We start from the raw sequence: 22,384 nt of genomic DNA, 5'->3' as shown, positions 1-22,384 counted from the left end.
AACGTGATTGATCCTTATGAGAATGCGCTGGACGCGATACCCGGGGCCCACCCCTACCCTCGCACCAGCCGGTATCACGACGCTGAGATCGGCGTGCATCGCCTGCCCGACGGCACCGAAGTGCGCTACACCAAGCGGCGGTTGCTGCCACCGCTCAGCGCGGATGCCGAGGAGACCGCGCCGCACACCGTGAACAGCGGTGAGCGGCTCGACCACCTCGGGCAGCGCTACTTCGGCGACCCCGGCCAGTGGTGGCAGATCGCCGACGCCAACCCCGTCCTCGACCCGGGCGAACTGACTGCCGAACCGGGGCAGGAGATCGATATTCCTCTGCCGGGTGGATTCCATGGCTGATGAGCCCATCGGGAACGGGCCCGTACATCTCACCCTGCGCATGGGTCCCAAGCTCACCCGCCCCGTGCCGTCCGAGGTGACCGAGGCACTGCTGTCCGCGCAGATCACGATGACCGCCGGCGAACGGAGCGGGTTCCAGCTCGCCTTCGACCTGACCAAACGTGGGCTGATCACTCAGCGGCTGCTGCCCGAGGGGTTCTTCGACCCGAAGACCCGGGTCATCGCCATCACCTCGGTCAAGGGGACCCCCACGGTCGTCCTGGACGGGCTGATCGTGCGGCAGGAGGTGGGGGCGAGCAATGTCCCGGGGCAGACCACCCTCACCGTCACCGGCGAAGATCTCACCCTGCTCATGGACCTGGAGGAGCGCACCGACCGGTATCCGAATCTGGCCCCTTCCAAGCGCGTCGAGCGGATTCTCCAGAAGTACGCCGACTACGGGATCACCCCCCGGATCTTCCGCGAGCAGGTGCACCAGCCGCCCCACGAGCAGGTGCGCGTCGACTACCAGACCGGCACCGATCTGCAGTACGTGAACGAGCTGGCCCGAGCGAACGGCTACACCTTCTACCTCGACCCCGGGCCCACCCCCGGTCGGTCCACGGCCTTCTGGGGGCCCGAGCAGCGCCTCGGCGAACGCCAGCACGCGCTCAACGTCAACATGGACGTCAACTCCACCGTCGACCAGCTGACCTTCGCGTACGACGGGACAGCGCGCGAGGAGCCGCAGGCGCGCTGGCAGGACCCCCGGACGCGGGACTCGCGGCTCCTGCCTCAGCCCGACATCAGCCCGTTGCGCCCGCCGCTCGGCCGCCGCGCCTCGCCCGCTCTCAAGCGGAAGACGCTCTCCGGGACCGCGAAGAAGGCCCTGGAACAGGCCCAGGCGGAGATGCTGGGCCGCGCCGCGACCTCCGCCGACGCGATCTCCGGTTCCGGGCAGCTCGACGTCAACCGGCACGGATACGTGCTGCGGCCGCGCGAGCTGGTCGGCGTGCGCGGAGCAGGCGTGACATACGACGGCGACTACTACGTCAAGTCCGTCACCCACAATCTGCGCCCCGGCTCGTACCAGCAGAACTTCACGCTCTCCCGCGAGGGCCTGATCGCCCGCAGCGGGACAGTGCGTCCGTAAGACGTAAAGACCAGGAGAACTTCGCATGGCTGCAGGACCGAACAACCGGTTTCTCGGCAAGTTCCGGGGGCGGGTGATCGACAACAAGGATCCGCTCAAGCTGGGCCGGATCACGGCCCAGGTCCCGGACGTGCTGGGTGACGAGGCCTCCACCTGGGCGCTGCCCTGCCTGCCGTTCACCGGGCGGCAGGCGGGCCAGTACGTCGTCCCGCAGATCGGCGCGGGCGTGTGGATGGAGTTCGAGCAGGGGGATCCCAGCTTCCCCATCTGGACCGGGAGTTGGTACGGGGACGCCTCCGAGCTGCCGCCACGCGCGGCCGCGGAGCTGCCCGGCTCGCAGCCGGTGGTGATCCAGACGCCGGGCGATCACAAGCTGGTGATGTCGGACGTGCCCGGCGGCACGGGGATTCTGCTCGAGGCCAAGGGCGGCGCGTACATCCAGATCGACGAGAAGGGCGTGACCATCGGCAACGGCAAGGGCGCGTCCATCGTGCTGATCGGGGACGAGGTCAACATCAACGAGGGCCGGCTGATCGTGCCGAGGAAGCGATGAGCAAAGGGACCAATGGAACGGGGAGAATCGTGTTGTCCGGGAATCTCGTGAACGGCGGGTCGGCGATCAGCTGCCCGCACGGCGGCCGGGTCGTGCCCGCTTCCGCCCCGTCGGCCGGCGTCCGGATCGACGGCCATCAAGTGCCCACCGCGGCGGATGTCTTCGTCGTCAGCGGCTGCCGTCACACGATTGACGGTGTGCCGCATCCGTGCGCCACCGTCCGCTGGACGCCGCACCGCGACAGCGTGCTCATCGACGGCTCGCCCGTGCTGATGGACAGCACGTCCGCGCTCTGCTTCAGCGCCGCGCTGGTGCCGCAGGGCCCGCCGGTCGTCGCCGCTGCGACGCGGGGGGTGTCATCCCGGTGAGGACGAGGACGACGAGGAGCGACATCGCTTTCCCCTTCCGCACCGACCGGCGGGGACGTACCGCGCATGCCGCCTACGACGAGCATGTGCGCGACCTCATCGAGCAGTTGCTGTTCACCAGCCCCGGCGAGCGCGTGATGCGCCCCGACTTCGGATGCGGACTGCTCGATCTGGTCTTCACGCCCAACAGCCCCGAGCTGGCCTCCGCCCTGGAGTTGTCGGTGCAGGCCTCATTGCAGCGCTGGCTGGGCGAACTGATCGAGGTGGAAGCCCTGGACGTGGTGAGCGAGGAGAACGTGGTCCGGGTGTATCTGCGCTACGTGGTGCGCTCCACCGCGAGCCGGCGCGACGAGGTGTTCGAGGGGAGCGGTCCGGCATGAGCGGTACGAGCAAGGAGTTGGTATGCCGTACGGACGGCAGGCGTGCGAGGGTCCGGGCGGCGCAGCTCGGCGGTGTGGACGCGGTCGAGGTCGGTGACGACGGGCTGACCCTCACCGTCACCTTCCTGGGCAAGGCGCCCCACGGGCTGTGCCCGGAGAACATACGCATCGACGGCGGCCGCCGGATCACGGCCATGGAAGCCGTGGAGCTGTCCGTCGAGCGCGAGGAGGATCCCGAGCTCGACGACCGGCTGTATGTCACGCTGGACCGGACCGGGGACACTCCCCCGGCTGCCGCTGAGGGTGCCCCTACCCGCTACCGGCTCTCGGTCGTGGACACGGATCCGTACGGGCGGCCGGGCACCGAGCCCTTTCCCGGCTTCGACCAGCGGTACTTCTCGGCCGAGTTCGAGTTCCGGCCCGACTGCCCCACCCCCTTCGACTGCAAGGACGAGCAGCCGGACTGCCCGCCCGACTACGCTCCCGCGCCGGTCATCGACTACACCGCGCGCGACTACGACACGATCCGCCGCCTCATTCTGGACCGGCTGGCGCTGACCACCCCGGACTGGGTCGAGCGCAATGCCGCCGACCTCGGCACGACGCTGGTCGAACTGCTCGCCCACACCGCGGACCGGATCAGCTACCAGCAGGACGCGGTCGCGACGGAGGCGTATCTCGACACGGCACGCCGCCGGGTCTCGGTGCGCCGTCATGTACGGCTCATCGACTACCCGATGCACGACGGTGTCAACGCGCGCGCGTTCGTCGCGCTCGAGACCGTACGGGCGCTGACGCTGGCGCCCGGCACCTTCCGCTTCGCCGCGGTCGACGTCCGTACGCTCGGGCCGCGCGACCGGCCCGAGATCGGCACCGTCATCGACGACCGGGATCTGGCCGTGCTCGACGAGCGCGGCTCGGTGGAGGTGTTCGAGCCGGTCGTCGGCGGAGCGCCGCTGGTGCTGCGCCCCGAGCACAACACCATCCGCTTCTGGACCTGGGGCGACGAGGTGTGCTCGCTGCCCAAGGGGGCCACCGCGGCGACGCTGCGGGATGCCTGGGCGGACGAGGAGTGCGCCGTGAGGACGCTGGATCTCTCCCCCGGCGATCTGCTGCTGATCGAGGAGGTGCTGGGGGCGCGATCCGGTACGCCGGGTGACGCCGACCCGGCCCACCGTCAGGCCGTACGCCTCACCTCCGTCACCCCGGGCGTGGACCGGCTGACCGACCAGCCTGTCCTGGAGGTCACCTGGGCTCCTGAGGACGCGCTCGCCTTCCCTGTCTGCCTGTCGACGCGCGGCGGCCCGGGGTGCGAGCCGGTGGAGGATGTGAGCGTGGCCCGTGGCAATGTCGCGCTGGTCGACCACGGCCGGTCGCTGACGTTTTGTGGCTCAGCGCCTGAGACGGTCACTGTGCCGCCCGGGCCGGCCGTCCTCGGGTCCTGCGATCCGTCCGGCTTCGGCTGCTGGGACGGCGATGAAGGGAACGCAGCTGCGGGTCTGATCAACTCCCGCCTGGAACAGACCCGTTGTGGGCAGGTGCTGAGTGCCGATCAGATACGGGAGCTGTTCACCGTCGTCGGCGAGGACGCGACCGGGCGCGCCGGTCTCGGTCTGGAACTCGCGGGCCGACGACGCGAGAAGGTCGTGCCGGGCACCGCGTACGCCCAGGCCGAGGCGCTCGAGACGCTGCTGGCGCAGGTCGTCTACCCGGGCATCCGGCCGCGCCTGCGGCCGCTGCTGCAGCGCTCCCCGGTCGTCCAGTCCGTGCCGTTCCCCGAGCCGCGCCATGTGTCGGCCGGGCAGGCCGTGCGGCTTGCGGCGATTCCGGGCCGGGTCCGGCAGCGGCTCGTGGAGCTGTGGCGCAGCGCCCGCGACTGCGACGGGCTCACCGAGGAGGAGATCGCCGAGCTGACCGTTCTGTTCGGGCTGCGGGTGCTGGAACGGCTTGAGCTGCGCCGCCATCCGGTGCGCGCGCTGCGGGAGTTGCTGCACCGCAGCGAGCGGCTGATGGCCGCGAAGCTGCGCCGGATCGAGGTGCTGAGCGCCCGGGCGCGGGCGGGCTCGGTGCTCGATGACGGTGTCGCGTGGGAGATCACGCACACCTGGGGTCCTCAGTACGCGGCCGGGCTCGACCCGGACGAGCCGGCGCTGCGGGGGCCTGCCGCGGCGCTCGTACAGGATCCGCGGGCAGCCCTGCCCGCGGTGACGATCGCTGACGGCGACGAGCTGTGGACTCCGAAGCGGGATCTGCTCGACTCCGGTCCGCGCGAGCGGCATTTCGTCGGCGAGCTGGAGGACGACGGCCGGATCGCGCTGCGGTTCGGGGACGGGCGGCACGGTGCCCGTCCGCGGCCGGGCGCCCGGCTCGAGCTGCACTACCGGCTCGGCGGGGGCACGGCCGGCAATGTGGGCGCGGAGGCCATCAACCACCTCGTCCTGTGCCGTGATCCGCAGGCTTCGGACGCCGGGGACCCGACGCCGGTGGCGGGCGTGCGCAATCCGCTGCCCGCCGTCGGCGGCACCGAGCCCGAACCGATCGAGCAGGTACGGCAGTTGGCGCCACTCGACCTCAAGCGCACCCGGCTGCGGGCCGTCACCGCCGACGACTACGCGGCGCTGGCGTCGAAACTGCCGGGCGTGCAGCGGGCGGCGGCCGAGATCCGCTGGACCGGCAGTGTGCAGGAAGCGCATGTCGCCGTCGACGCGCAGGGCACGGGGGATGCCTCCCCGGAGCTGCTCGACTCGGTGTCGTACGCGCTGGAGAGCTACCGCCGGATCGGCCACGACCTGGTGGTCGGACCGGCCAGGTCGGTGCCGCTGGACATCGCGCTCACGGTGTGTGCCGCGCCCGGCCATCAGCACGGCCAGATCCTCGCCGAGCTCTACCGGCTGCTGGGCAGCCGTCGGCTGTCCGGCGGACGGATCGGCTTCTTCCACCCCGACGCGCTGAGCTTCGGCGAACCGGTGCGGCTCAGCCGCCTGGTGGCCGTGGCCGCGGCCGTCCAGGGCGTGGAGAGCGTAACGGTGACCCGGCTGCGCCGGCTGTTCCATGAAGATCCACTCGATGACACGGCACTGGAGGCAGGCGTGCTGCGGCTCGGCCCGCTGGAGATCGCGCGTTGCGACAACGACCCCGACCGGCCGGAGTTCGGCCGGCTGTCGATCGAGCTCGGCGGAGGTGCCCGATGAGCGGCTCCTGTGGTTGCGGCTGCGGTGGACACGACGAACGCCACGCGCCCGAAGCCCTGTACAACCCGCCGGGGCGCACCGCCCTGGACTACCGGGTGGGAGAGTACGGCTCGTTCCTGGCGGCCATGCTCGACCGGCTCGCGTCCCCCGCCTATCCGGCGCTGCGCGGGCTGACCGTCCGCACCCCGGACGATCCGGCGATCGGGCTGCTCGACTCCTGGGCGGTCGTCGGCGACCTGCTCACCTTCCACTCCGAGCGCATCGCCGACGAGGGCTATCTGCGCACCGCCGACGAGCATCGCTCGCTGGCCCTGCTCGGGCGCCTTGTGGGGCACCGGCCGCGGCCCGGAATCGCCGCCGACACCCATCTCGCCTACACCCTGGACCGGGATCCGCGGGCCGAGGACGTGCCGGTGCTGATCCCGCGCGGCGCGCGGAGCAACAGCGTGCCCACCACCTCCGACGAGGAGTCGCAGGCCTTCGAGACCAGCGAGGACCTCGTCGCCCGCTGGGCCTGGAACCAACTGGCGGTCCGCCGCCGACGGCCGGCCCTGCTCACCCCGGAGGATCTGCGCAAGCAGTCCGAGATCTTCGTCTCCGGGACCGGTACGTCCCTGCAGACCGGGGACAAACTGCTCTTCGTCTTCGGCGCGGACAAGAACGCCGGCAAGAACGCCGGCAAGGACGCAGCCGGACAGCGGCTGCTGCTGCCGGTGGCGCGCGTCCGGATCGACCGGGACGACGATGTGATCGCGATCGGGCTGCCGCAGTCCGCGCCGCCGTCGCTGACCGAGCTGGTGGCGGAGCTGCGCGAGTGGATCACCGAGGACGAGCGGGAGGTGGAGGAGGGCGAGCCCACCCCCGACAACCCCAATCCGCGTCCTGTCAGCCGGATCATCGAGGCCTTCGACACGCAGGTGCTTGCGCCGCTGCGCGCCGATCTGGACGGGATCAAGACACCCGCGCAGTTCGCCGGGCGGCTCGGCGAGCCGCACGATCGGCTCGCCGAGGCGCAGGCGATCGCCGCCCCGTACGAGGAAGTCACCGCCTGGTTCGAGCAGTTGGAGGCCGTGATTGGGGAGCTGATGGAGCGCGCGGCCGAGCTGGAGCCCTCGCGCCCCGAACCTCCGCGCCCCGCGGCCGACTCCGTCTCGCCTGCCATGCGGGCGCTCGGCGCCGTACTTCCCGCGCTGCGCACCCGCGTTGTGCGGCCCCCGTCGGGCGCGCGCACGCTGTCGCACGATCCGGGCCGGTACTTCGCGGCGGGCTCCGATCTGGGCGCGCAGCTGCTGTCCGCGCTCGATCCGCGGGTCGCGGACGGGATGTACGCGGCGTGGCGGCAGGCCGCCCCCGTCGTGCCCGCGCTGCTGCGCGAGCTGCAGGCGATGCGGGTGACCGCCGCTCCGTTCGGGGCGACGGCGCCGCTCAAGCCCGTACAGGACGACCGCGGGCGGGTCGTACGGCAGACCGACTGGCCGCTGTCCGGATCCGCGCTGACGACGATGCGGGTCGTGTACGACACGGCGGGCCGCGTTCCGGTACGCGCCGAGTTCCAGCACATCGAGACAGGAAACTCGGTTCAGCGCTCGGAGAACCTGCCGGCCGAGACGAGCTTCGGCCTGGGGCCCGGACGGGTCCTGCTGCAGACCAGGGTCGGTCAGGACCACGATCTGAGCTGGCTGACCAGGCGTCCCGCAGACTCTCAGGAGCCCGGTGTCACCGCACAGTTCACGTCCGGGCTGCCCGAGCGCACCATTTTCGTGTCCCGGCCCGCCGAGGACGGCCGGGTGCATGTGGCCGTGCACAACGGCGAGCCTCTCAACTGGCTGCTCTCTCCCGGCGAGCACAAGCAGGTCACACACGGCGGGTTCGAGGTGACCGTGCGGTACACGGTCGGCAGCGAGCCGGCGAACGTCGAGGTCGGCATCACCACCGTGCCGGAGCAGGCCAACCGCCATGTCCTGCCGCTGGATTCCGTACAGGACGGCATCGCCGTCGGCAGCTGGGTCGCGATCGAGCGTCCCCGCAAGGGCGCCGAGGGACCCGACGGGATTCCCGGCGACAAGAAGCTCGCATTCGTGACCACCCGTGTCACCGCCGTGCGCACCGCCGCGTACACCAACTACGGGATCACGGGCCGCGGCACCGAGCTCACCCTCGCCGAGCCCTGGCTGGACGAGCACGACGTGCTGCTCTCCACGATCCGGGACGCCACCGTGCATGCGGGCGGCGAGGCGCTGCGACTGGCCGACGAACCGCTCGGCGAGGACGTGCACGGCAATGAGCTCGAACTGGCCGAGCTGTACGACGGGTTGCGGCCGGGTCGTCATCTGGTGGTGTCGGGCGAGCGCACCGACATCCCGAACACGGCCGGCGTGCGCGGCACCGAACTGGCCGTGATCGCCGCGGTGGAGCAGGAGCTCGACCCGCGGCTGCCGGGTGACCATGTCCATACGAAGCTGACGCTCACGACGGATCTGGCCTACCGCTACCGCCGTGACACGGTCCGCGTCCAGGGCAATGTGGTCCCGGCGACTCACGGCGAGAGCCGCGACGAACCGATCGGCAGCGGTGACGCCGACCGGACCAACCAGACGTTCACGCTCTGGCAGTCGCCGCTGACCTGGCTGCCCGCCGACAATCCCCTGGGCGCGACGCCCACGCTGGAGGTGCGCGTCGAGGGGCTGCTGTGGCACGAGGTGGACAGTCTGGCCGGGCGTGGGCCGCGCGAGCGGGTCTATGTGTCCGGGACGGCCGGGGACGGACGTACGACCGTCACCTTCGGCGACGGGGTGCACGGCGCGAGGCTGCCCACCGGGCAGGAGAACGTCCGGGCCCGGTACCGCTTCGGCACCGGCAAGGCCGCCAACGTCCGGGCCGACCGCATCACTCAGGCGATCACCCGGCCGCTGGGAGTCACCGCCGTCACCAACCCGCAGCCCGCGAGCGGCGGCGCGGACGCCGACGGTCCGGGTCTCACCCGGCGCACGATCCCGCTCGCGGTCTCCGCGCTCGACCGGCTCGTGTCCGTCACGGACTACGAGGACTTCGCCCGCTCGCGGGCCGGCATCGGCCGGGCGGCGGCGCGCGAGATCTTCGACGGCCGGCGGCGGGTGCTGCATGTGACGGTCGCCGGGGTGGACGACATCGCGATCGCGGAGGACTCCGACGTGCTGCGCGCGCTGCGCTCCTCGCTTGCCGAGTACGGCGACTCGCGGCTGCCGGTCCGAGTCGACGTGCGCGAGCTGGTGATGCTGCTGCTCGCGGCGAAGGTGAAGGTCGCCCGCGACCACACCTGGACCGTGGTGGAGCCCCGGCTGCGGCAGGCGCTGCTGCGTGAATTCGGCAGCGGGCAGCGCGAGTTGGGCCGTCCGGTTCGGCTGTCTCAGGTGCTGGCGACCGCCCACAAGGTGCCCGGTGTCGACTACATGGACGTGGATGTCTTCACCGGAGTGCCTGCTTCCGTCACGCCCGACGAGCTGACGCGCCTCGGGGAACAGCTCGCCGAGCCCCGTACCGCTGTCGGGGCCAGGCTCGCGGAGTACGACGAGGACGTGCACCGCGTCACCACCGAGGGCGGTGAGACGCTCACCCACATCGCCGCCCGGTACGGCATCCCGCTGGCCGAACTGCTGCGGCTGAACCCGGACATCACCGATACCCGGCGGCTCGAGAAGGGCCGGGCGGTGTTCGTCTTCCGCGGCATCCGGCCCGCACAGCTCGCCCTGCTCTCCCCGCATGTAGCGGACACGCTGATTCTGACGGAGGTCACCACATGACGAGGGAACCGGACGGTCTCGCGGAACTGCTCCCGCAGTGGCACCGCCTGCGGGACGCGGAGGGCTCAGGACACCTCTCGCCGAAGGCAGGAGGAGAGCCCCTGCGCGCCCTGCTCGCGGTCATCGCCGAGCAGGTCGACCGGGTGCGGGACGGCGTCGAGCAGAACTACGAGGACTGGTTCGTGGAGACCGCGGCACCGTGGGTGCTGCCGTATCTCGGCGATCTGGTCGGCTACACCCCGCTGCCGGGCTACGAACGGGTGCAGGCCAGGGGCCTTGAGGGCGCGGACGGGGACGATTCGCGCAGCCGCCTCGCCGAGGCCCTGGCACCGCGCCGCGATGTGGCCGCCACGGTCGCCAGCCGACGGCGCAAGGGATCCCTCGCCCTGCTCGAGGAGTTGGCCGAGGACGTCGCCGGATGGCCTTCGCGGGCCGTGGAGTTCTCCCGGCTCGTCTCCCACCAGCAGCCGGTGAAGCTGTACGGATCGGGCACCGAGGCAGTCGACGTGCGCCGGCGGGACCGGGGCCGGCTCGTGGATGTACGGGAAGGGGCGGCGCTGGATCTGGCGGGCGGGCCGTTCGGCACGGTCGCGCAGTCGGTCAATGTGCGGCGGGCGGGCTCGGCGCGCACGCAGGGCGGCTACTCCCCGGCGGGCGTCGGGCTGTTCGTCTGGCGGCTGAAGCCGTACCACGTGACCGAGGCACCCGCGTACTGCGTCGACCGGGCCCGTAACCTCTACACCTTCTCGATTCTGGGCAATGACACGGCCCTGGTGACCAAGCCGGTGCCGGAGCCGTCCGCCACACATGTCGCCACCATCGACAATGTGCCCGCGTACATCAGGCGCAGGCAGCTCGCCGACCGGCTCGCGGACTACTACGGGCCGGGCAAGAGCTTCACGATCTGGCGCGACGGTCAGGACGAGCCTGTGCCGCTGTCCGACATCGTGGTGGCTGATCTGACGGACTGGCGCTACCGCCCCAAGCGCGGGCAGGTGGCCGTTGACCCGGCGCTCGGCCGGATCGCCTTCGGGTCGCGCTCCGCGCCGCGGCAGGGCGTGTGGGTCACCTACCACTACGCGTTCTCGGACGACACGGGCGGCGGCGAGTACCCCCGCGAACGGGAGACGCCGACGGCCTCGGCGGTCTACCGGGTCGGCCCCGGCCAGACGTACCAGCGGATCATGGACGCGTACAACAACTGGCGGGGTGAGCGGCGGTCGGGGCACTGCGGCCCCGGCGGCATCATCGAGATCACGCACAGTGGCGCCTACCAGGAGCAGCTGGACTTCGATCTGGACCCCGGCGACCGCCTGGAGCTACGCGCGGCCGAGGGCGTCCGGCCGGTGATCCGGCTGCTCGACTGGTACAGCAACCGGCCCGACGCGCTCAACATCCGTGCCCAGGAGGACTGTGCGGGCGATGCCCCGCGGATCGTGCTCGACGGTCTGCTGATCAGCGGTCGCGGGCTCAATGTGACCGGGCCGGTGGGCGCGGTCGTGCTGCGGCACTGCACCCTCGTGCCGGGCTGGTCGCTGGAGCCCGACTGCGATCCGCACTCCCCCGAGGAGCCGAGCCTGGTACTGGACCGGACCACGGCATGCGTGTCCATCGACCGCAGCATCCTCGGCACCATCGAGGTGATCGGCGACGAGGTCAACCACGATCCGCAGCCCATCCACATCCGGGACAGCATCCTGGACGCCACCGGCCACGACCGGCCGGCGCTGTCCGCCCCGGACTGCCGCCACGCCCACGCCGTGCTGCACGCGCACCGCACCACCGTCATCGGCGAGGTCCACACCCACGCGGTGGAGATCGCCGAGAACAGCATCTTCACCGGGCGGCTGCACGTGGCCCGCCGGGGCATCGGCTGTGTGCGGTTCTCGTACGTGCCCGCCGGCTCGCGCACTCCGCGCCGCCACCGCTGCCAGCCGGACCTGGTGGGCAAGGAGAACGCGCAACTGGTCCGGCCGCTGTTCGCCGGCGAGCGGTACGGCACGCCCGGGTACGGGCAACTGGCCGCGGGCTGCGCGGACGAGATCGCACGCGGCGCCGAGGACGGCGCCGAGATGGGCGCCTTCCACGACCTCTACCAGCCGCAGCGCGAGGACAGCCTGCGGGCCCGGCTCGCCGAGTACACCCCGGCCGGTACCGACGCCGGGATCATCGCCGTCACCTGATCCCCGTCACCCGACACGACTTCTCACCGACTGCCGAACCTCCGAGGGGGACCCCTTCCCATGCACGCTGACATCTCCCGTATCACCTTCCGGCCGGACCGGCACTACTCGGCGGTGATCGCACAGCAGGGCCGTGTCCAGCTCGACGCCGACGCCAATGAGCAGACCGCGATCCAGCTGATGCGGGCCCGTACCACCGCCGCCGATCTGATCGGGCCGCACGGCGGGCCGCACGGCGCGACCGGCTTCGAACTGCGCTTCCTGGGCGGCAGCCGGGAACTCGACGATCTGTCCATCGGCGCCGGCCGCTACTACGTGGACGGCATCCTGCTGGACACGACGCGCCCGCAGCCCGGCGTCCCCGTCGTCGACGACGGGCACAGCGCCGAGGAGGACGACAAGGACGCGCCCGGGGACGCACGGCCGCCGGCCACCTGGACGTACTGGGACCAGCCGGACGGCCACCGGGACCCGGAGCGCCCGGGCGACCGGCTGCCGTCCCAATTCCCGTATCTGGCCTATGTGAAGGTGTGGGAGCGCCTGGTCACCGCGGCCGAGGACCCGGTGCTGCGCGAGGTGGCGCTGGGTTCGGCGATGCCCGACACGGCGGCCAGGCTGAAGGTCGTCTGGCAGGTGCTGCCGCTGCCCGGCTCGCAGTTGGAGCTCGAGGACGGAGCGACGAAGGACCAGGTCCGCGCCGCGTTCGCGAAGTGGACGGCGGCGCAGGCGCCGAGCGCCCGGATGGCGGCGCGCAGCGAGCGCCCCGACCACGCGGACGAGGACCCGTGCCTGGTGAAGCCGGACGCCCGCTACCGGGGCCAGGAGAACCAGATGTACCGGGTGGAGATCCACGAGGGCGGCGCGGCCAAGGACGCGACCTTCAAGTGGTCGCGGGAGAACGGCTCGGTGACCTTCCCCGTCGACGAACTCGACGGTACCTGGGTGGAGTTGGCTTCCCTGGGCAGCGATGACAAACTCGATCTGAATGTCGGTGACCGGGTCGAGTTCGTGGACACCGCCTACATCAGCCGCAGCGAGCCGCTGCCGCTGCTGCGGGTCGAGGAGGTCGATCTGCCCGGCCGCCGGGTGCGGCTGTCGGGCGAGCCGGATCCCTCGGTCGGGCGGCGTCCCGAGCTGCACCCGTTCCTGCGGCGCTGGGACCACCGGTCGGAATCCAGGAGCGGCTCGAGCCGTACGAAGAAGGGCGCAGCGAAGCTGCGGGACGGCGCGCTGCGCATCGAGGAGGGAGGCTGGCTGCCGCTGGAGGACGGCGTGTTCGTGTACTTCGAGCCCGGCAGGACCTACCGTCCTGGCGACTTCTGGACAGTTGTGGCGCGTACGGCGACCGGTAACGTCGAGTGGCCGACAGACCCCGCGCGCCGTCCGCTGCTCCAGGCCCCGGCCGGGAATCAGGTCCACTACGCGCCGCTGGCCTGGGTGCTGGGCGAGGGCTCGGTGGCGGATCTGCGGCTGGCGTTCGGGCCGCTGGCGACCGCCATCCCGGCCGCCGACGCCGAGGCGCTGGAGGCGGAAGCCACCTTCGAGGCGCAGGCCGCGGCCGCCGAGAGCGCGGCGCCGGACGGTTCCGGCTCTCGGCCGGCGGGGCAGGACGACGAGGGACAGCCCGAGAACTGACGTAACACCTCGGAAGGAGCACCACGATGGCAACGCCTCTGTCCGCCTCCACACTGCTCAAGGTCCTGCGTGACGAAGGACTTCAGGTTGTGGAGCACCGGAGCTGGCGCACGCACAACCGCAATCACAAGGGCCCCTGGGGGCCCATGCACGGGGTGATGATCCATCACACCGTGACCTCGGGCACCCAGAACTCCGTGGACCTCTGCTACAACGGCCACTCCAGCCTGCCCGGACCGCTGTGTCACGGCGTGATCGCCAAGGACGGCACGGTGCACATGGTCGGCAACGGCCGGGCAAACCACGCCGGACTCGGCGACGACGACGTGCTGCGCGCGGTGATCAACGAAACGGCGCTGCCCGCCGACAACGAGGCCAACACCGACGGCAACCGGTATTTCTACGGCTTCGAGTGCGTCAACCTCGGCAATGGCACTGACCCGTGGCCGGCGGCTCAACTGGAGGCGATCGAGCAGGCCTCCGCCGCCATCTGCCGGGCGCACGGCTGGTCGTATCGCTCGGTGATCGGCCACAAGGAGTGGCAGCCGGGGAAGGTCGACCCGCGCGGGTTCACGATGGACTCGATGCGCGCCCGGATCAAGGCGCGGCTCGGCGACAGCCCGGACGGGCCGCCCAAGCCGCCCGCGCCCAAGCCCCCCGCGAGGTACGAGCCGTTCCCCGGCGCCGCGTTCTTCGCGCCGGGCCGACACAGCCCGGTCATCACGGCGATGGGCAAGCGGCTGGTGGCGGAGGGCTGCGGCCGGTACGAAGTGGGGCCGAGCCCCGACTGGTCGGAATCCGACCGCAAGTCGTACGCCGCATGGCAGCGCAAGCTGGGCTTCACGGGCAGCGACGCCGACGGCATTCCGGGAAAGTCGAGCTGGGACAGACTCCGGGTGCCCAACGTCTGACGTACTCACCCTGTCGCCGGCCGGGCGGCCGTGTCCATCGATGAGGGGCCGCCCGGCCGGAGTCTGCCCTGTAGCGTTTTCACTCACAGGGCACTGGAGGGCAGATGAGCAAGGGTGCGCCGGCGGTCATTGGAGCCGACGAGGTACGCGCGGCCCTCCCCATGGCTGCCGCGATCGCCGCGCTCCAGGACGCGCTGTACGAGGGACTCGACCCGGAGGCCGACCCGGCCCGCCATGCGGTGCCGGTCGACCGTGGACAGCTGCTGCTGATGCCCTCGCACTCCCGCCGCTACGCGGGCGTCAAGATCGCCACCGTGGCGCCGGGCAACCCTGAACTCGGACTCCCCCGCATTCAGGGCACCTACTTGCTGCTGGACGCCCAGACGCTGAGCACGCTGGCCGTGCTGGACGGTGTCGCGCTGACCGCCATCCGTACCGCCGCTCTCTCGGCGGCAGCGGCCGACCTGCTCGCCGTGCCGGCGGCCGAGCGCCTGGTCGTCTTCGGCACCGGCCCTCAGGCACACAGCCATATCGAGGCGCTGCGCGCCGTTCGCCCCCTGCGGCACATCACGGTCGTCGGCCGCGATCTCGACCGTCTCGCGACCTTCCTTCAGCCGTACGGGGATTCGGGGCAGGGTTCTGCGCCGGTGGTCGAGGCGGGCACGGCCGAGGCGGTGGCGCAGGCCGATCTGGTGGCCTGCTGCACCACGGCCCGTACTCCCCTCTTCGACGGATCGGCGCTGCCCGCGCATGCGACGGTCGTGGCCGTCGGCTCCCACGAGCCGCAGGCGCGCGAGGTCGACGACGAGACGGTGCGCCGCTCGACGGTGGTGGTCGAGGCGCGCGCGGCGGCGCTGCGCGAGGCCGGTGACATCATCCTCGCGGTCCAGTCGGGCGCGCTGGATCCCGAGTCCCTGGTGAGTCTCGCTGAGCTCGCCCGCGGCACGGTCGAGGCGGACGTCTCGCGGCCCCGGCTGTTCAAGAGCGTCGGCATGGCCTGGGAGGACCTGATCGTCGCCGGGGTCGCTTACGAGGCCCACCGGGGCGGGGCCTAGAAGTCCCGGTTGGTCGGGGAATTCACTCGCTGCGTGGCGCCGTGCAGTCCTTCGGGGTCGGCCTGCCGGTCGGCCAGGCGAGGCCGACGAAGCGGATGCGTCCGGGGATGTCCGGGGCCAGTTCCACGACCGAGACGGCTTTGTTGTAGGGGTTTCCGTAGTTGTCCAGGCAGATCCAGCCGCTCGCGCCCTCCACCTTGCCCATGCCGTGCAGCCGCAGCCAGGAGTCGCTGATGCGGCCGAGCGGAGGGATGACGGGGTCGCCGTCGTCGCGCATCCGGATGGCGGTGATCGCGGTGAGGCCGGCGTCGTAGAAGGTGATGGTGCGCGAGTCGGTCAGCTCCACCTGGCCGATGTCGCCGACCTCCGGGTCGGCGGAGAGCATTTCGAGCGTACGAAAGGCCGCCGCGGAGCCGCCCGTGGCGCTCGGCTTGGCGTTCTTCCAGGCGTTGGGGTGGGCGACGGCCGCGTACTGCAGGGTCACGCCCTTGCCGAAGGCGCCCCAGTCGAGCCTCTTGTCGGAGGAGAGGGTGGAGGCTCCTGATCCGGTAATGACCGTGTACTTCTTCTCGGTGCAGCCGCGGTTGCCGAGCTCGTTGATGAACTGCCGCAGTTGCACGGGCCGTCCCGCGAAGTAGATGACCTTGGCGGAGGAGGTGCAGATGGTGTCGACCATCTGGTCGAAGGCGTTGGCCGTGGTGCCTTCGTCATGGAATTCGTCGGGCGCGCGGTACTGCTCGGGGGCGCGCGGTGAGCCCTTGGTCCGGTCGGCGAAGGCGCGCTTGAGGGCGTCGACATAGTTGTCGCCGGTGCGAATGTCCTCGACGACCAGGGTGTTCTCGGGCTTGATGTCCTTGTTGAAGTAGGACAGCGCGGCGGCCTGGTCGCTGGTGGTGGGCACGACGCGGGCGAGGCCCGGGTAGGCGTCGGGGTTCTGTTTGCTGTTGCCGGAGTCGTCGGCGGTGATGGGGCCGCCGACGACGGGGATGTGCCGCTCGTTCGTCAGATAGGCGATGGCCTGTTGGGTGCTGGTGGTGCTGACGTCGAATCCGATCACCGCACGCAGATTCGTGCTTCCGCTCCCGGAGAGGGAGCCGAGCTGTTCGGCGACGGGACGCCAATGGGCGTGGTTGCGGCCGGGATTGGCGAGTAGCAGCCGGATCGCCGGCTTCTTGCTGTTGGACTCGTGGTTGGCCCGGTACTGCGCGAGGTAGGCGCCCTGTACCTCGTGCAGCGTCTTGTGCTGCTCGAAGGCCTGGGTGGGCGCCATCGGGAGCATGACGGCGATGGATACGTACTCGCCCTTGACCTGATCGTTCTCGGCCTTGATCCGGGCGCTGACCTCTTTGAGGTTCGGGGCGAACGCGTAGCTGCCGTCGGTCACCCCGGTGCACTCCTGCTCGCCGTCCGGTCCGCGCCGCTCGACGCCCTTCCCGCAGGAGGGGTCTGGGCCGAAAGTTGCGTAACCGGTCCACGCGGCGGCGACTAGCACCACCAGGGCGACGAAGAGGACGGCCGCCTTGGTGAGCGGGCCGCCGGGCAGTCTCCTGATGAAGGACGTCATGACGGGGACCCTTCCGAGATCGGGAGGTCGGGAGCCTGGACGCCGGCCCTGAGGCGGGCGGGCCACGCGGCGGAGGCAGCGCGGTAGGCGGCGTGGGCGGTCTTGTTGCCGTAAAGCGTCTCCAGCGCGATGCGCACGCTGGTCAGATCGTCCTCGCGCGGTGCGAGAGTGAGCGGGTCGGACAACCGCCACAGGATGGGGACCAGGCTGTTCACCGCGTCGTGGTGCGGTCCCGGTCCTTCGCTGCCGCAGGCCGTGCAAGAGAACGGACCGGTGGCGTCCGGCGGCCGGTAGTCCTCGCGCGGATGAGGTGCGGAGCAGATGTGGTTGAGCGCGGCCAGCCACTGCGGTGCGGGTGTGGCGGTGAATCGGTGGTGGAGCCCGCACACGACTTCGTCCACCCGCCCGAGGGCGAGGGTGTGATGGAGATACGTGGTGCCGCTCGGGTCGCACAGTGAGCGCAGGCGCAGGTGGGTGTCCCGCCATCTGTCGTGCGATGTGGTGGCCGCCAGGCGGTGGCGCAGGAGCAGGTCGAGGGCCCGGTCGCCGTCCAGGCAGGCGCGGGTGCGGTAGTCGTCGGCCTCGCGGACGCGGGCGGCGACGAGGTCTTCGGAGTGGTCCTCGGGGTGGGCGAAGGTCCACAGGCCGCGCCGGGTTTCCTCGTCGACCGCGGCGGACAGCAGCACGAGGCGGTCGCGCATCGCGGGCTGCGGCAGCAGTTTGGCGAGGAGGTCGGGGGCTGCCGCGTCCAGTAGCTCCCGGGTGACTGTGGCGCCGGTCTCCTGGACGCGGCGTATCGCGGCGTCGGCGAGGGTACGGGCGCTGGCCGGGCGGCCTCCGCTGTAGCGGGCGACGAGCCGGGGCAGATGCTCGGGGTAGTCGACTGCGCCGAGCATCTCGCCGATGTGTCCGTGCTCGATGGCGGGGATACCGAGCACGAGCGGGCGGCTCGCGGGTGTGGCGCCCCCGGCGACCTCCCTCAGCTGCGGGTACTGCTCGCCCTTGCCGAGCCAGGTGGCGATCACGACGGGGCGGGTGGCGTCTTTCGTGGTCGGGGCACAGCCGGATTCGAGCAGCCCGGCGAAGGTCTGGCCGACATCGGTGTGCGCGTTGTCGAGGAGCATCAGCGGCCGTGGCTTCCTGTTGAGCCGCCTCAGCCGGCCGTAGTTGCCGTCGATGTCGTCGAGGAGGGCCGCGACGAGATGTTCCTCGGCGGTGCGCCGCCGGTCGTCGAGCCGCCGGAAGCCTCGTACGAACTGGAACAGCCGCTGCAGCGAGTCCCCTTGGTATCCCTGGGAGGGGGGCAGCCGACCGCCCCACCAGGCCAGCGCGCCGCGGTCCGGCTCGCCCTTGAGGAGCTGGATGCGGGCGGTGTCCAGGACGATGCCGGCGATGCCCGCGAGGCCCGGTACGGCCTCCAGCACCTGCGGCAGGTTCTGGGAGACGACGTCGAACCACTGGCCGAGGCTCTCGCGGCGGCGCTTCAGATCCGGGTCCTCGGCGACGATGAAGTCCCGCAGATCAGTTTCGGCGCGCCTCAGGTCGGCGGGTCGCACATCAGCTTCGTCGCTGTTCAGTGGCCGCCAGGCGGTCACCACCAGCAGGCCGAGGGAAAGCCTCGGAAAGGCCATGGGTTTGCCGAAATGCCCTACGCCCAGGCCGAGTTTGTATGCGAGGAGATACAGCAGATGCGTGATGTGCGAGGCGTTCGGCACCTCGTCGCCGCTGAGTTCGGCGACGCCCGGCTCGCCGAATCCGGGCGCTGCGAGGTCCACCCGCGCCAGCGGGACGCGTTCGCTGTACGCATCCTGCACCGCGTTCAGCAGCGCGGTCTTGCCGCTGCCGCACCCGCCGACGAGATGGACGAGGGGCGCGCCCCTCGGATACGCGAACGGGACCTGGTAGCCGTCGCTCTGATGCAGGCCGACCAGCCGGGGCACAAAGCCGTCGTGCAGCACCTCCTGGCCGTACAGTCTCCCGCCCACGGCGCTCCCCCGTCTCCTGGTCCCCTGCAGGTCACTGAGATCAACTGCCCGTGCACAGAGGGAATTTACCCGACCTGGGGCCGCCGGGGCGGGTGTTGAGGATGCCCGGCCCAATGACTGCGGACAGGCAGCGGCCGTGAAACTTGTCAGGGGTTCGGTTTCTTTTATCGACGCAGGAAATTAACTCCCCTACGTTTCCCGCCATGCCGTCGACGTACCGCGTTGAGACGTTCCCGGTGGCCACCCCGGCTGCCTCTTCGGTGTTCACCACGCTCCTGTCCCAGGGCCCGGTCACCAGGCTCGAACTCGCCCGCCGCACCGGGCTTTCATCGGCCGCGGTGACCTGCAACGAGACGTGCTCTCCCAGCCCGGAGTGCGGACCGTCGTCCTCTTCGAAGGCTTCAACGACATCAAGGCCCATGACGGCGTGACGGCGGCCGGCCTGATCGCCGGTTACCGCGAGATCGCGGCCCGGGCGCATGCGGCGGGGAAGTGCGTCGTCGGCGCCACGGTCCTGCCGTTCAAGGGCTGGGGGGAGTGGGACCCGGCCGGAGAAGCCGTCCGCCCCGAGGTGAACGCTTTCATCCGGACAAGCGGCGAGTTCGACGGGGTGGCCGACTTCGACCGGGTGCTGAGGAGTCCCTACGACACCGAACGGATGCTGCCGACCTTCGACGGCGGTGACCATCTGCACCCCAACCACAAGGGCATGCAGGCGATGGCCGACTCCGTCGATCTGGCGTCGCTGGAGTGCGAGCGGTTCACGCCGGACGGGCCGGCTCCTTCCGGATGATCTCGCGGGCGACGGCTGCCGGAATGGCAGGAACACATCACCGCCGGAATCCGGTCGATGCAGCAGCTGGAGGAGATCTCCCCATGCCTGGACGCCGACGAGACCGCGGCGGCACTGCTCGCCGGCATTCAGGGTGGCGTCTCAATCATGCTGTCGACCGTCGGCTCACCCACCTGGAGCGGTGCTGGAAGTCACGATCGCCCGGCTCAGGGTCCGGCCGGCAGCGGGCTGAGCGCCCCGCCCGTATCCGCCTGCGTACCCTCAGCCGCTGGCGGGTTCTTCCACCCCGGTGGACCGTATGCCGTCGAGATTGTCCTCCACCCAGGCACGCAGCTGACCCAGCGGCTCCGCAACACCGCTCCCCAACTTCGTCAGTTCGTACTCGACATGCAGCGGTACGGCCGGGTAAACCGTGCGGTCGACGAAGCCATGGGCCTCCAGCCGGCGCAGCGTATTGGTCAGCACCTTGGGGCTCACCCCCTTGAGCCGCCGCTGCAGCGCGCCGAAGCGCTGCGGACCTTCCTCCAGAGCGCCGATGGCGAGCGCCGACCACTTACTCGCCAGCACGTCGAGTACGTCGCGGCATGGGCACTGCGCCGCGAACACATCGTGGTCGGCGTGCTGGCCCGTCGTACAGGCAACGGACATGAAGGGTGCCTCCTACGCGGCTGCGAGCTCAATACTTTCCTTTGGATAGTAGTGGCCCTTGCGGGTTACCACTACCCCACAGGTAGCTTCTCGGGTGTCGATGATCAACCGGCCGGGCAGTGCGTCCGCACCCCGGCATTCACCGCAGGAGACCCGACATGAGCAGCCGTCCGACCATGCGCGCGATCAGCCAGGACACCTTTGGCGGCCCCGAAGTGCTGCACCTCGCCCAGGTGCCGCGGCCCGAGCCCTTGCCCACCGAGGTACTGGTGCGGGTGCGTTCCGCCGGCGTGAACCCGGTGGACTGGAAGACCCGTGAGGGCGGTGGCATGGCCGGCGCTCTGGGAGAGCCGCCGTTCATCCTGGGCTGGGACGTGTCCGGCGTCGTGGAGGAGGCCGGCTTCGGCGTCCACACGCTCGAGGTCGGCGACGAGGTGTTCGGCATGCCGTGGTTCCCGCGTCAGGCCGGTGCGTACGCGGAGTATGTGACCGCGCCCTCGCGGCAGTTCGCCCGCAAGCCCGCCGCCCTCGATCACGACCGGGCCGCCGCGGTGCCGCTTGCCGCGCTCACCGCCTGGCAGTCGCTCGTCGACGCCGCGCATGTCGGGGCCGGACAGCGGGTGCTGATCCACGCCGCGGCGGGCGGCGTGGGGCACTTCGCCGTGCAGATCGCCAAGCACCTCGGCGCGCACGTCATCGGCACCGCGCGGGCAGCCAAGCACGACTGGCTGCGCTCGCTCGGCGCCGATGAAGTGGTCGACTACACCGCGGTCCGCTTCGAGGACGTGGTGCGCGATGTCGACGTCGTCCTCGATCTGGTCGGCGACGGACACGACGCGACGAGCACCCGCTCACTGAAGACCCTGCGCCCCGGCGGCACGATCATCGCCGTGCCTTCGGGAGTCTCCCCCGAACTGCTGGACGCGGCCCGCGCGCGCGGGCTGCGGGCGAAGGCCTACCTGGTGGAGCCGGACGGCGCGGGGCTCGCCCGGATCGCCTCGCTGATCGACAAGGGCGCGTTGCAGGTCGAGGTCGAGGACGTGCTGCCGCTCGCGGACGCCGGCGAGGCACACCGCCGCGGCGAAGAGGGCCGCACCCGCGGCAAGCTCGTGCTGCGCGTGACGGACTGAGGCGAACGAGGCGAGGCGACTCGGCGCAGCAGGGAGAGCTTGCCGACGAGCTCGCTCATTTGATTGCGCGGGCCGACGAGGCTCACCGCGTGGTACGTCAGGTCCTCGCTGTTCGTGCCGGCGAGGCGTTCGATTCATCGAGGGCTTCCGCGAGTGGGCGGCCCAACTCCCGGAGCGGATCGACCTGTTCGTCACGTCGGGACCGTACGACTTCCTCGTCCATGTCGCGATCCCGGACGTCAACGGGCTGTACGACTTCGTCCGCGACCGCTCACCGAACGCCGCGCGGTCGCGGACGTTCAGTCGACGATGATCTACGAGCAGGTGCAGTCCCGGTCCATCACGGCGCCGACCGACGAGCGATGCGGCATGGCGCGCCGCGGCCGTTGAACCGGCGCCGGTTGCCGGCTCCGGAGCGGCCCACGGGCCTCGCCCTGGCAGCCGTACGGACAACACTGTCGGCACGGCGGCACAGGAACGGGGCCCGTGCGCGGTTCTTGTGGCCTGCCGGACTACCGTCCGGACTTCCGGATCCGCTCGCCGGTCTTCTCCGCGGTCTCCTGGGCCTTGCCCATCATCTGCTCGCCGCGGCCTTCGGCCTGCATGCGCTTGTCGTCCATGGCGTTGCCCGTGGTCTCCTTGAGCTTGCCCTTCATCTGCTTGGCCTTGGCCTTGCTCTTACTCATGACGGTGTCCCTTCCTCGTGGAGGTTTGACTGCCTCA

At 70.9% G+C, this 22,384-nt stretch carries 17 protein-coding genes and 2 pseudogenes; 14 read left to right on the top strand and 5 right to left on the bottom strand.

Annotation, left to right across the window (positions count from 1 at the left end):
- Positions 1–3 precede the first annotated feature (3 nt).
- From J7E87_RS05445 to J7E87_RS05395, 11 genes are all read left to right on the top strand, one after another.
- On the top strand, positions 4–354 hold the full coding sequence (locus J7E87_RS05445) for a LysM peptidoglycan-binding domain-containing protein (protein ID WP_215090436.1): 351 nt from the start codon (positions 4–6) through the stop codon (positions 352–354).
- Positions 347–1,486 carry a hypothetical protein gene (locus tag J7E87_RS05440; protein WP_215090434.1) on the top strand — a complete coding sequence of 380 codons (1,140 nt, stop codon included), beginning with the start codon at positions 347–349 and terminating at the stop codon, positions 1,484–1,486. The genes J7E87_RS05445 and J7E87_RS05440 overlap by 8 nt, the downstream gene beginning before the upstream one ends.
- A 25-nt stretch (positions 1,487–1,511) precedes the next feature.
- Positions 1,512–2,039 carry a phage baseplate assembly protein V gene (locus tag J7E87_RS05435; protein ID WP_215090432.1) on the top strand — a complete coding sequence of 176 codons (528 nt, stop codon included), beginning with the start codon at positions 1,512–1,514 and terminating at the stop codon, positions 2,037–2,039.
- A 29-nt stretch (positions 2,040–2,068) separates the two neighbouring features.
- Positions 2,069–2,407, top strand: coding sequence for a hypothetical protein (locus J7E87_RS05430; RefSeq protein ID WP_308312858.1), 339 nt, complete (start codon positions 2,069–2,071; stop codon positions 2,405–2,407).
- Positions 2,404–2,787 carry a GPW/gp25 family protein gene (locus tag J7E87_RS05425; RefSeq protein WP_374195141.1) on the top strand — a complete coding sequence of 128 codons (384 nt, stop codon included), beginning with the start codon at positions 2,404–2,406 and terminating at the stop codon, positions 2,785–2,787. Before J7E87_RS05430 ends, J7E87_RS05425 begins: the two co-directional genes overlap by 4 nt.
- Positions 2,784–5,978: a putative baseplate assembly protein gene (locus J7E87_RS05420; RefSeq protein WP_215090429.1), complete on the top strand. Its 3,195-nt coding sequence runs from the start codon at positions 2,784–2,786 to the stop codon at positions 5,976–5,978. Before J7E87_RS05425 ends, J7E87_RS05420 begins: the two co-directional genes overlap by 4 nt.
- A complete protein-coding gene (locus J7E87_RS05415) occupies positions 5,975–9,757 on the top strand; it encodes a putative baseplate assembly protein (protein WP_215090427.1) in 3,783 nt (1,260 codons plus the stop codon). Before J7E87_RS05420 ends, J7E87_RS05415 begins: the two co-directional genes overlap by 4 nt.
- Positions 9,754–11,940, top strand: coding sequence for a hypothetical protein (locus J7E87_RS05410; protein ID WP_215090425.1), 2,187 nt, complete (start codon positions 9,754–9,756; stop codon positions 11,938–11,940). Before J7E87_RS05415 ends, J7E87_RS05410 begins: the two co-directional genes overlap by 4 nt.
- A gap of 60 nt (positions 11,941–12,000) precedes the next feature.
- On the top strand, positions 12,001–13,575 hold the full coding sequence (locus J7E87_RS05405; RefSeq protein ID WP_215090423.1) for a DUF6519 domain-containing protein: 1,575 nt from the start codon (positions 12,001–12,003) through the stop codon (positions 13,573–13,575).
- Between the two features lie 26 nt (positions 13,576–13,601).
- The gene (locus tag J7E87_RS05400) at positions 13,602–14,486 is read left to right on the top strand and encodes a peptidoglycan-binding protein (RefSeq protein WP_215090421.1); all 885 of its coding nucleotides are present in this window, start codon (positions 13,602–13,604) and stop codon (positions 14,484–14,486) included.
- A gap of 104 nt (positions 14,487–14,590) precedes the next feature.
- On the top strand, positions 14,591–15,541 hold the full coding sequence (locus tag J7E87_RS05395; protein WP_215090419.1) for an ornithine cyclodeaminase family protein: 951 nt from the start codon (positions 14,591–14,593) through the stop codon (positions 15,539–15,541).
- A gap of 22 nt (positions 15,542–15,563) precedes the next feature.
- On the opposite strand, the gene J7E87_RS05390 is transcribed toward J7E87_RS05395, so the two are convergent.
- Positions 15,564–17,105: a hypothetical protein gene (locus tag J7E87_RS05390; RefSeq protein ID WP_215090417.1), complete on the bottom strand. Its 1,542-nt coding sequence runs from the start codon at positions 17,103–17,105 to the stop codon at positions 15,564–15,566.
- Positions 17,102–19,090 carry a hypothetical protein gene (locus J7E87_RS05385; RefSeq protein ID WP_215090415.1) on the bottom strand — a complete coding sequence of 663 codons (1,989 nt, stop codon included), beginning with the start codon at positions 19,088–19,090 and terminating at the stop codon, positions 17,102–17,104. Before J7E87_RS05385 ends, J7E87_RS05390 begins: the two co-directional genes overlap by 4 nt.
- A 343-nt stretch (positions 19,091–19,433) precedes the next feature.
- Between J7E87_RS05385 and J7E87_RS05380 the strand changes: the two are divergent.
- Positions 19,434–19,883, top strand: a pseudogene (locus J7E87_RS05380) (GDSL-type esterase/lipase family protein); the annotation flags it as partial.
- Between the two features lie 261 nt (positions 19,884–20,144).
- Here the strand turns inward: J7E87_RS05380 and J7E87_RS05375 are convergent.
- The gene (locus tag J7E87_RS05375; RefSeq protein ID WP_215090413.1) at positions 20,145–20,531 is read right to left on the bottom strand and encodes a helix-turn-helix domain-containing protein; all 387 of its coding nucleotides are present in this window, start codon (positions 20,529–20,531) and stop codon (positions 20,145–20,147) included.
- Positions 20,532–20,689: 158 nt separating this feature from the next.
- Between J7E87_RS05375 and J7E87_RS05370 the strand changes: the two genes are divergently transcribed.
- Positions 20,690–21,661 (top strand): NADP-dependent oxidoreductase, encoded by a 972-nt coding sequence (locus tag J7E87_RS05370; protein WP_215090411.1) that lies wholly within the window; start codon positions 20,690–20,692, stop codon positions 21,659–21,661.
- A gap of 35 nt (positions 21,662–21,696) precedes the next feature.
- Here J7E87_RS05370 and J7E87_RS35830 read toward each other — a convergent pair.
- Positions 21,697–21,795, bottom strand: a pseudogene (locus J7E87_RS35830) (DUF2000 domain-containing protein); the annotation flags it as partial.
- A gap of 2 nt (positions 21,796–21,797) precedes the next feature.
- On the opposite strand from J7E87_RS35830, the gene J7E87_RS34835 reads away from it, so the two are divergent.
- The gene (locus tag J7E87_RS34835; protein ID WP_308312860.1) at positions 21,798–21,974 is read left to right on the top strand and encodes an Lrp/AsnC ligand binding domain-containing protein; all 177 of its coding nucleotides are present in this window, start codon (positions 21,798–21,800) and stop codon (positions 21,972–21,974) included.
- A 199-nt stretch (positions 21,975–22,173) separates the two neighbouring features.
- On the opposite strand, the gene J7E87_RS05355 is transcribed toward J7E87_RS34835, so the two are convergent.
- On the bottom strand, positions 22,174–22,347 hold the full coding sequence (locus J7E87_RS05355) for a CsbD family protein (RefSeq protein WP_215090409.1): 174 nt from the start codon (positions 22,345–22,347) through the stop codon (positions 22,174–22,176).
- Positions 22,348–22,384 lie beyond the last annotated feature (37 nt).

The sequence above is a fragment of the Streptomyces sp. ISL-1 genome (assembly GCF_018614585.1).
GTDB lineage: Bacteria > Actinomycetota > Actinomycetes > Streptomycetales > Streptomycetaceae > Streptomyces > Streptomyces maoxianensis.
This window is presented reverse-complemented; position numbering and strand designations above follow the sequence as displayed.